Genomic DNA, 9400 nt, shown 5'->3' with positions numbered 1-9400 from the left:
AAAAAAGAATCTTAAGGTGATTTTTATTTTTAAAGCTTTCGCTCTAACTTTAAGATCGTTCGACTTGATAGCATTCAGTTTCAGCGAACATTTACAATGAAAACAAATAAATCTCTTGTGTCACTGGCCGTGGCATTTGGCCTGACCGCATTCACCACCACCACTCAGGCCGCTGGCTTTCAGCTAGCAGAATACTCCGCAACAGGTCTAGGCCGCGCGTACGCCGGTGAGGCAGCAATGGCCGACAATGCCGGTGCTCAATGGCGCAACCCAGCCATGATGACCTACCTGCCAGGCACACAAACTTCAGCCGGTGTGATTTATGTGGATCCAAACGTCGATATCGACGGCCACATTAACGCAAGCGGACAGCAGTTGCCGGCATCCTCAGATGACTTTGCTCACGATGCCTTCATCCCAAGCTTTTACTTGTCGCACCAACTGAGTGAGCGCCTGTTCCTCGGCTTAGCACTAAACACCAACTACGGCATGGAAACCGAACTGTCGAATGACTTTTCCGGCTCCCACTTTGGCAATGAAGCGATGGTGAAAACCATGGAAGCGAACGTCAACATCGCATACAAAGTGACTCCGGCGGTGAGCCTGGGCGGCGGTTTGCGCTACGTACGTGGTGAAGGTCATTTCGGTGCAACAGTACCAGCCCAGACGGAACTGGCCACTCAAGGCATACTCAAGCAAGGCACGACGCTGAAGTACATGGAAGGTGATACCGATGCATGGGGTTGGCAGGCCGGGGCAGCATGGCAGATCAACCCAAACCACCGTATTGGCTTTGCCTATAAATCGGAAGTCAAACTGGATCTGGAAGGCCACGCGGAAGGCATCGGTTTTGGCCTGCAAAATGGCCAACGTCTGAGTGGCTCTATGGAGCTACCTATGCCTGCGACCGCGGAACTGGCCAGTTTCCACCAGCTGACTGATCGTCTGGCCATGCATGCCAGCATCAACTGGACCGACTGGAGCGCTTTCGAAAAACTGGAAGCGGACCTGGATGTGATTGGCAAGCAGATGGTGAAAGAAGAAAACTGGCGGGACAACTATCGTTTCGCTATCGGGGCCACGTATCAGCTTGATAGCAAACTGGCACTGCGTACTGGTGTGGCGTACGACACATCGGCAGTCAGCGATAAAAACCGCACCATCACCATTCCGGAAACCGACCGCACCTGGCTAAGTGTCGGCGCCTCATACGACGTCACGAAGAACTTCAACTTAGATGCGGGCTTTACTTATATCATCGCTAAAGACGCAGACATTGTTGAGTCGCGTGGCTACCCTTCGGATGACGCAGCTCAGGATGTCGGCGGCCAGTTTGTCGGTGAGATATCCGGCAGCGTCTGGTTGGTGGGTGTTCAGGCAAACTACCGCTTCTGATCCCGATCCAATAAAAAAGGCTTGGTTTACCAAGCCTTTTTTATTCAGAACTCTTCGTCCAAATATTCATCCAGATACTGCTCTTCGTCTTCACTGTATTCATCGCTTTGCGCTTCTGCAGTAAAATCACGACGTTGCAGGTAGACATCACGCGCCAGCGCGTACGGATCCGGTGAGTTTTCTAATACAGCTTCCTGAGAAACTAACGCGGCCCGAGTCTCCATGCCTTCCAGCGCCCATTTACCCGCTGCGGCCCAGATATTTAGGTATGACAGAGGCAGGTACAAACCGTCCACCACATCGGTCGATTCACGCACCGTCCATGGCCCATAGCCAGGCACCATCACGTAAGGACCATTACCCACCCCATAATGACCGACGGCATCACTGAATGCTTTGTCATCGTATTTGGTGATACCGGCTTCAGAAGCGATATCAAAAAGACCAAAAATACCAAATGTGCTGTTGAGGAAAAAGCGGGTGAAGTGGTCCACGGCCTTGCTGCCGTTTCCCATGATCAGGTTATTGATCACGCTGGATGGTTCATCCAGGTTAGAGAGAAAATTGGCAATACTGCTGCGCACCGGTGTCGGCACGTAATTGACGTAACCAAGAGATACCGGTCGGACAAAATAGGGATCCAGGTAGTCGTAGTTGAACGTCCACATGGTCCGGTTAAACCCTTCGATTGGGTCATTCACCTTAGGGTTGGGCTCGGCGTATTCAGGTGCACTGGTACAGCCCACAACCAGGAGACAACTCATTGCCGCTGACAAAAATCGTGACTTTTTAGTCATCATAATTATTCTATTCCATACAAAAAGGCCGATGCATGCACCGGCCTATTGGCTCATTAAATGCAATTGCTGGCTATTAATACTGTTTATTAATCTCAACTGCAACCGGTTCGCCTAATTTCACCGCTTGGCTCTCACCATACCAGTCACCATCACGCGTTGCGACATTGCCGTCTTCATCAATCCGGACCCGCACCATAATGTTGTCCAGATCCGACAGCTTGCGCCCCTGTACCATGCTGTTCCCGTCATCAAGAACAACCGTTCTCGGGAAAGCTCCCAGTGGATAGCGTGCTGCCGCAACTGGCATCGGCGCACCATCGGCACTGTGAATCGAAACAATCAAAGCCGCATCAGGGTTAGCACTGATACCCTGTGCCAATGAGATGGTCACCGAAACCGATTTTCCTTCGCCTACAGCTTGCCCCATCTGCTTTTTCGCATTGGCAATGCTGCGGGTCAGCATTTCATAACGCTCGTCGTCCGGCCCAATCATCTGCTGCATGATGGTCCAGTATTTCACTGCCCCAGCATAATCCTGTTGCTCGTATGCATCAAAGGCCAAAAGTGAGAATACCCGAATATCAACATAGTCTTTTTTGAGCAAGGTGCCCAATAACTCACGAGCTTTGTCTTGATCGAATTCATCCGGCGACAACATCAGTGCCTGTGCATAGCCCAGCTTGACGTCGTCGTTATCCGGCTCTAGATCATACGCGTGTTTCATCGAACCTGTAGCGGTTTCCACGTCACGGTTAGCCAGACCAATCCGTCCCAACAGTAACCAACCGGTCGAATCGTTGGGTTGGTAATGTAAGCGGGTACGCAGCGCCAGCGTCAGATCGTTCATCTCGTCTTCCGTCAGGGCTACGCCTTGTGGTGACATCAGTTTTTTTGATAATGCCGGCAGATTTTCACTCACCTGTTGCCAATGCTCGACCTGCTGACTCCCACCAAATTTGAAATACATCGCGTAGGACAGGCCCACCACCAACAGAATCGACGGGATCAGAATGGCCCGAGTCGATACCGTGTTGTCAGAGTTCGGTTTATCACCACCCGGAATATCATCCAGCAACGACTGTTTGAGGTCGGAAATCAAATCCTGTTGATCATCTACCAGCCCTTCCTCAGTTTCTTCTTCCAGTTCCGACAGACGGTCTTTATAAAACGCTTTGTTGAGTTCGTCCCGCAGCGCGGCATCGTTGTTGACTTTTTTCTTGATCATCGGCATCGCGATAAAGAAAACCGCGATCAGGACAAGCGCCACCGTGGAAATCCAAAATAGTGTCATGACTGCTTATCTCCGTCGTTCTTCTCTTCATCCAGCAAGGCTTTTAGCCGCGATTCTTTTTCGTCATCCCAAGTTTCCGTCTGAGTCACTCGTACTTTGCTACGTCGACTGCGCAGGACAATCACCCCAAAACCGATCACGATCACCACCAACGGGCCAAGCCATAAAATCGATGTCGATGCTGTAAACGGGGGGTTATAGGTCACAAAGTTGCCGTAGCGTGCCACCATGTAATCCACGATTTCCTGCTTAGATTTGCCAGCTTTGGTCATCTCATAGACTTTCTGACGCAGATCCTGCGCCAGTTCCGCGTTGGAATCGCTGATGCTGTTATTTTGACATTTCGGGCAACGCAGAGTGTGGCTCAACTCTTTAAATTGCTGCTCTTGCTCTGGTGTATCAAATTCATATACCTGAATGGCAGCCATGGCCAGTGTTGAAATACTCAGGCTGGCAACGATAGCTAGGAGGCATTTTTTCATTGCTGCGCCTCCTCAAGCATTGACTGATAGATTGGTTGCAACTGAGTCTTCCAGTTTTGCGGATTCACATCCCCCACATGGCGATAACGAATCACACCGTTAGCATCGATCAAGAAGGTTTCCGGTGCACCGTACACGCCCAAATCCAGCCCCAGCATGCCGTCGCCGTCGAACAGGCTAATCAGATACGGATTGCCCAGTTCATTCAGCCATTTCACGGCTTTGTCACGCTGATCTTTGTAATTCATACCGATGATCTTAACGCCGTCGCCCGCCAGTTGATTCAGGTACTGGTGCTCGGCGTAACAAGTCGGACACCAGGTCGCCCAGACGTTCAGCAGCAGCGGCTCACCTTTAAAAATCGACTGGTCGTACAACTTGCCGGGTTCAGCCAGATCTTCCAGACGAAAATCGGGTACCGGTTGACCAACCAGTACTGACTCCAGTTTCGTTGGATCATCACCTTCTGAATTTTTCACCAGTTGAGTCGCAAACACTGCCACCAACCCCAGGAAAGCAAGCAATGGAATAAAAAGAATTTTCTTGTTCATTTACGCCTCCTGAGTTTTTACCGTTTTACGAAAACGGTAACGTTTATCACTGATGGCCAGAGCACCACCCAGCGCCATCAACAGGGCACCGGCCCAGATCCAACGCACAAACGGTTTATAGTAAATGCGCACCGCCCAGGATTTGTTGTCATCCAAGCGCTCTCCCATCGCAATGTACAGATCACGGGTCACGGCGCGATCGATGGCCGCTTCAGTCATCATTGAACGAGCCGTACGGTAAAAACGTTTTTCGGCGTGCAGCGTATTAACATATTGTCCGTCGCGAGTGACTTCGAAGTCGGCAATATAACCGTCGTAGTTCGGGCCGTCTTTGTCACGCAGCCCAGCAAAGTAGAAGTCGTAACCTTCAATCTGATAGTGCTCACCCGGAGCAAGGCGTACATCGCGTTCGATGCTGTAATTCTGCACCATGGCAATACCAATAACCGTCACCGCCAATCCGATGTGCGCCAGCATCATCGACCAATGGCTGCGCTGCAGTTTCTTCAGACCGGTGAAGAAATCATGACGGTGCGTCGCTCGCTCATACAGCTCCACGCCGTGCATCAGAATGATCCAGAATGCCATCACCCAACCAATGAACGCCATGTTACTGAAGTGAGGCGACAGCAGTTGGACCAGAGCGGCGGCGGCAGCCAGAGAAATCGCGCCACACACCAGCATCGGCTTGACCAGCTTGGTCAGATTATCGCGCTTCCAGCGCAGCAGCGGACCAATCCCGAGCAGGAAGGCGAACGGAATCATCAACCAGGCAAACAACATATTGAAGAACGGAGCCCCAATAGACACAGAGCCTAAGCCAATTTGCTTGTGTACCAATGGCAGCAGCGTCCCTACCAGCACCACCACTAAGGCAGCAATCAGCAGGACGTTGTTGGCCAGCAGCGCGTTTTCACGCGACACCAGTTCAAAATTGCCTCGCACACGTACTGACGCACCTTTGAGTGCGAACAGAAGCAGCGAGCCCCCAATTACAAACACCAGGAACCCCAGAATAAACATACCGCGAGACGGATCGGATGCAAACGCATGCACCGAAACCAAGATACCCGAACGCACCAGGAATGTGCCAAGCAGGCTCAAAGAGAACGCCGAAATCGCCAGTAAGACCGTCCAGGCTTTGAACGTGCCGCGCTTTTCTGTCACCGCCAATGAGTGCATTAGCGCTGTGCCCGCCAACCAAGGCATGAAAGATGCGTTCTCGACCGGATCCCAGAACCACCAGCCGCCCCAGCCCAGTTCGTAGTAGGCCCACCATGATCCCAGAGCGATGCCCAATGTCAGGAATAACCAGGCAGCGGTAGTCCACGGACGCGACCAACGAGCCCAGGCTGTATCAAGCCGACCAGTCATCAGTGATGCAATGGCAAACGAAAACGCCACCGAGAAACCAACGTACCCCATGTACAACATCGGCGGGTGAATGATCAGCCCGGGGTCTTGCAGTAGCGGGTTCAGATCGCGGCCGTCGATCGGGAAGAAAGGTAAGGTACGGATAAACGGGTTAGACGTCACTATAATGAACAGTAAAAAGCCAACGCTGATCATGCCCATTACCGCCAGAACACGGGCCACCGACTCCTGCGGCATGCCACGGCTGAATGTCGCCACCGCCACGGTCCAGCCCGCCTGGATCAGGACCCAGAGTAACAGGGAACCTTCGTGAGCCCCCCAAACGGCCGTTAGCCGGTAATACCACGGCAGTTGGCTGTTTGAGTTACTGGCCACATACTGCAACGTGAAATCATTGGTGTAGAAGGCCCACAGCAAAACACAGAATGACAGCATCAACAATACGAACATGCCCCAGGACAGCGGGCGGGCGGTATTCATCAGCATCGTGTTGTTACGCGATGCGCCCATCAATGGCAGAATGCTCAGCAGCACTGCCAGTGCCAGCGACACGATTAAGGCGAAATGGCCTATCTCAGCAATCATTGACCGCTTCCTTGTTTTTGTTGTTCGGTGTACTTCAGAGGCTGATGGTTTTTCTGCATCGCTTCTGCAATTTCCGGTGGCATATATTCTTCATCGTGTTTCGCTAACACTTCGAAAGCTTCGACCGTCGTGGCATCTTTTAACACGCCTTGCGCCACAATCCCCTGCCCTTCACGAAAAAGGTCCGGCAGAATACCGTCGTAAACCACCGTGACTTTCGGGCCAACGTCATGCAATAAGAACGATACCCGTAGAGACTCCGGATCGCGTTTCACGGAACCTTTGACGACCATGCCACCAATACGCAAACGCTGACCGACTTCTGGCTTCGTGCCGTCCGGTTTTCCGTTCACCAGCTCAGTCGGCGTGTAAAACAGATCCATATTCTGATTGAGTGCATACAGGATAAGGCCCACTGTTGCCGCAATGCCAACAAAGATCGCCAGAACAATTCCGAGCCTCTTTTTACGTCTTGGGTTCATAAGGTGTTCTCCATATTTTTAGCCGCATCAATTCGAGCCTGACGTTCCACTTTTGCCTGAACGTCTCGCAGCAAGCGCTGGCCGCGACGAAGACTGACCAGCAACAGAATAAGCAGAGCCAGGAAAGTAATGCCAAACGCACTCCACACATAGCCGGCGTAGCCGCCCATGGCAAAAAAATCACTCAGCGATTCAAAATGCATGTTACTCACCTCGCCCGGTTTTTGCGGTTGCTAGAGTCACCACCCAAGGGCGGTGGCTTTCTTTACTGATGATTTCATTTCTCAAACGCACCATGGTGACCGCGCCGAAAAAGAACGCGAAGCCAAAAATATTCAGCAGCAGTGGCCACAGCATGTCACTGGAAATCGACGGTTTTTCAAACTTAGTAATGGTGGCGCCCTGATGCAGGGTATTCCACCACTCGACAGAGAAGTGAATGATCGGCAGATTAACCACACCGACAATCGCCAGAATGCCAGCTGCTTTCGCGGCAGTCTTCTGGTCATCAAACGCATGCGACAGGGCAATAACACCCAGATATAGGAACAACAGAATCAATTCAGACGTCAGACGCGCATCCCACACCCACCAGGTGCCCCACATCGGCTTACCCCAGATAGCCCCCGTTAGCAGCGCAATAAAGGTAAATACCGCACCAATTGGCGCCATGGCCGATACCGCCATATCAGACAGCTTCACTTGCCACACCAGACCGATGAAGGCTGCAATGGCCATCGACATGTAGACCCCCATCGACCAAATCGCTGCGGGAACATGGATATAGATGATCCGGAAACTGTCGCCCTGTTGATAGTCTGCGGGTGCATAAGCCAGCCCCAGAACTGTACCGATGCTTAAACACACCAGTGCTAATGCGGCAAACCAGGGTAACAATTTACCGCACAGCTGATACGCAGATTCGGGCTTGGCGTAGGGATGAAGCCATTTCCACATTGCTTGTTCTCACTCTTACTTCGTATTGTTGAACGCGTCCCCAGTGCTTGGTGACAAACTTCACACTAATGTAACGCGGGCACATTTTATAATTGCTTTTATTGTCTTTAACTTTGATCCAGTCGACCTAATTTACACTTACCCGGAGAGCAGCGCTGATCGCAAACGGCGTCAAAGTGGTCGCCCCTGCCAGCATCGCCCCCAAAATCGCTAACTGCCCGTTATACGCCATGTTAAGGGACGCGGCATCAATCGCAGAAGTGGCAAAGATTAAAACTGGAATATAAAGCGGTAAAACCAACAGGCTCAGTAGCACACCGCCTTTTTGCAGGCCCACCGTCAGCGCAACGCCAATGGCGCCGATGAAACTCAGAGTCGGCGTACCGACCAGCAGGGTCAATACCACAGCCAGCCAGGTATTAAAATCGAGTGACAATAAGATCGCCAAAAGCGGACTGATCAGGATTAGGGGCAAGCCCGTCAAAAGCCAGTGCGCCATGACCTTGGAGATCACCACGATCGGTAGCGGGACCGGCATCAGCATCATTTGCTCCAGTGATCCGTCCTGAAAATCATCACGGAACAAACGTTCCAACGAAAGCAGCGCGGACAACAAGGCAGCCACCCATACGATGCCCGCTGCAATGCGGGCGAGCAAGCTTGGCTCTGGGCCGATGCTAAGCGGAAAGAGGGTAATAACAATAATGAAAAACCACAGCGGGTTAAAAATGTCGGCCTGACGACGGAATGCGATAAGGAGTTCACGGCGGACAATGGTGGTCATGGCAGCGATCATGCTCAGTCTCCCAACTTAATTTTGCGCAGTTTGGGATTGTCAGCAAACATGTCCTGATGCGTGGTCAGAATAACAATGCCTCCCTTTTCCGCTTGTTGTAGAAACAAAGCTTCCAGCACTTTGACTCCTTGTTTATCTATGGCCGTCAAAGGTTCGTCCAGAATCCATAACTTATGCTCACTTAGCCACAAACGCGCCAGAGCAACGCGGCGTTGCTGGCCCGCGGACAACTGCGCCACAGGTACGTCTTCTCGCCCCGCCAAACCAACTTTCGCCAGAGCAAAGTAAATGTCATCTCGAGTAAGCAGATTAGTGGCATGCAGTGACTGATAAAAACGCAGGTTTTCGTATGCGGTCAGCTCACGCTTGACCCCGGTCTGATGACCGAGAAAGAGTAAATCCTGATGATACTCATCACGACTGTTTTCTATGGTTTGTTGATTCCAACACACTTGTCCATCATCACGATCGCCCAGACCCGCGATGATACGCAGCAAGGTGGTTTTCCCTGTGCCATTACGCCCTTCAATCTGAACCAGTTCGCCCGATTGTATGGTAAAAGAGAGGGATTCGAAGAGAATTCTTTCATCACGGATGGCCGTGAGTTGTTTTACTTCCAGCATGCGTTAATTAAGTGCGAAATCAGAGCGCTAAGTTTAACACAGCCAACTTAAGACTAAACAGAAT

11 protein-coding genes are annotated in these 9400 nt (G+C 51.5%); 1 reads left to right on the top strand and 10 read right to left on the bottom strand.

Annotated features, from left to right (window positions below; all coding sequences use genetic code 11):
• Positions 1 to 96: 96 nt before the first annotated feature.
• A complete protein-coding gene (locus CAG65_RS17235; RefSeq protein WP_040902230.1) occupies positions 97 to 1395 on the top strand; it encodes an outer membrane protein transport protein in 1299 nt (432 codons plus the stop codon).
• A gap of 44 nt (positions 1396 to 1439) precedes the next feature.
• On the opposite strand, the gene CAG65_RS17230 is transcribed toward CAG65_RS17235, so the two are convergent.
• From CAG65_RS17230 to ccmA, 10 genes are all read right to left on the bottom strand, one after another.
• Positions 1440 to 2195, bottom strand: coding sequence for an MlaA family lipoprotein (locus CAG65_RS17230; protein WP_040902229.1), 756 nt, complete (start codon positions 2193 to 2195; stop codon positions 1440 to 1442).
• Positions 2196 to 2268: 73 nt separating this feature from the next.
• A complete protein-coding gene (gene ccmI / locus CAG65_RS17225) occupies positions 2269 to 3486 on the bottom strand; it encodes a c-type cytochrome biogenesis protein CcmI (protein ID WP_021703901.1) in 1218 nt (405 codons plus the stop codon).
• Positions 3483 to 3968 (bottom strand): cytochrome c-type biogenesis protein, encoded by a 486-nt coding sequence (locus CAG65_RS17220; RefSeq protein WP_161454407.1) that lies wholly within the window; start codon positions 3966 to 3968, stop codon positions 3483 to 3485. The genes ccmI and CAG65_RS17220 overlap by 4 nt, the downstream gene beginning before the upstream one ends.
• Positions 3965 to 4519 carry a DsbE family thiol:disulfide interchange protein gene (locus tag CAG65_RS17215; RefSeq protein ID WP_021703899.1) on the bottom strand — a complete coding sequence of 185 codons (555 nt, stop codon included), beginning with the start codon at positions 4517 to 4519 and terminating at the stop codon, positions 3965 to 3967. Before CAG65_RS17215 ends, CAG65_RS17220 begins: the two co-directional genes overlap by 4 nt.
• Complete coding sequence (locus CAG65_RS17210; protein ID WP_161454406.1) at positions 4520 to 6478, bottom strand: heme lyase CcmF/NrfE family subunit; 1959 nt, start codon at positions 6476 to 6478, stop codon at positions 4520 to 4522.
• Complete coding sequence (gene ccmE / locus CAG65_RS17205; RefSeq protein WP_021703897.1) at positions 6475 to 6960, bottom strand: cytochrome c maturation protein CcmE; 486 nt, start codon at positions 6958 to 6960, stop codon at positions 6475 to 6477. The genes CAG65_RS17210 and ccmE overlap by 4 nt, the downstream gene beginning before the upstream one ends.
• Positions 6957 to 7163: a heme exporter protein CcmD gene (gene ccmD, locus CAG65_RS17200; RefSeq protein ID WP_021703896.1), complete on the bottom strand. Its 207-nt coding sequence runs from the start codon at positions 7161 to 7163 to the stop codon at positions 6957 to 6959. Before ccmD ends, ccmE begins: the two co-directional genes overlap by 4 nt.
• Before the next feature lies 1 nt (position 7164).
• On the bottom strand, positions 7165 to 7917 hold the full coding sequence (locus CAG65_RS17195; RefSeq protein ID WP_161454405.1) for a heme ABC transporter permease: 753 nt from the start codon (positions 7915 to 7917) through the stop codon (positions 7165 to 7167).
• A 127-nt stretch (positions 7918 to 8044) separates the two neighbouring features.
• A complete protein-coding gene (gene ccmB, locus CAG65_RS17190; protein ID WP_021703894.1) occupies positions 8045 to 8713 on the bottom strand; it encodes a heme exporter protein CcmB in 669 nt (222 codons plus the stop codon).
• Between the two features lie 2 nt (positions 8714 to 8715).
• Complete coding sequence (gene ccmA, locus CAG65_RS17185; protein WP_161454404.1) at positions 8716 to 9336, bottom strand: cytochrome c biogenesis heme-transporting ATPase CcmA; 621 nt, start codon at positions 9334 to 9336, stop codon at positions 8716 to 8718.
• Between the last annotated feature and the right edge of the window lie 64 nt (positions 9337 to 9400).

Origin of the sequence: Vibrio sp. V39_P1S14PM300 (assembly GCF_009904765.1) — a bacterium.
GTDB lineage: Bacteria > Pseudomonadota > Gammaproteobacteria > Enterobacterales > Vibrionaceae > Vibrio > Vibrio proteolyticus.
Note: the sequence above shows the minus strand (reverse complement) of the source record. Positions and strands in the feature narration are given on the sequence as shown.

Coding starts and splice junctions, on each gene's coding strand:
- ccmD (WP_021703896.1), bottom strand. CDS start 7,163: ATGCATTTTGAATCGCTGAGTGATTTTTTTGCCATGGGCGGCTACGCC.
- ccmB (WP_021703894.1), bottom strand. CDS start 8,713: ATGATCGCTGCCATGACCACCATTGTCCGCCGTGAACTCCTTATCGCA.
- CAG65_RS17215 (WP_021703899.1), bottom strand. CDS start 4,519: ATGAACAAGAAAATTCTTTTTATTCCATTGCTTGCTTTCCTGGGGTTG.
- ccmE (WP_021703897.1), bottom strand. CDS start 6,960: ATGAACCCAAGACGTAAAAAGAGGCTCGGAATTGTTCTGGCGATCTTT.
- ccmA (WP_161454404.1), bottom strand. CDS start 9,336: ATGCTGGAAGTAAAACAACTCACGGCCATCCGTGATGAAAGAATTCTC.
- ccmI (WP_021703901.1), bottom strand. CDS start 3,486: ATGACACTATTTTGGATTTCCACGGTGGCGCTTGTCCTGATCGCGGTT.
- CAG65_RS17210 (WP_161454406.1), bottom strand. CDS start 6,478: ATGATTGCTGAGATAGGCCATTTCGCCTTAATCGTGTCGCTGGCACTG.
- CAG65_RS17230 (WP_040902229.1), bottom strand. CDS start 2,195: ATGATGACTAAAAAGTCACGATTTTTGTCAGCGGCAATGAGTTGTCTC.
- CAG65_RS17220 (WP_161454407.1), bottom strand. CDS start 3,968: ATGAAAAAATGCCTCCTAGCTATCGTTGCCAGCCTGAGTATTTCAACA.
- CAG65_RS17235 (WP_040902230.1), top strand. CDS start 97: ATGAAAACAAATAAATCTCTTGTGTCACTGGCCGTGGCATTTGGCCTG.
- CAG65_RS17195 (WP_161454405.1), bottom strand. CDS start 7,917: ATGTGGAAATGGCTTCATCCCTACGCCAAGCCCGAATCTGCGTATCAG.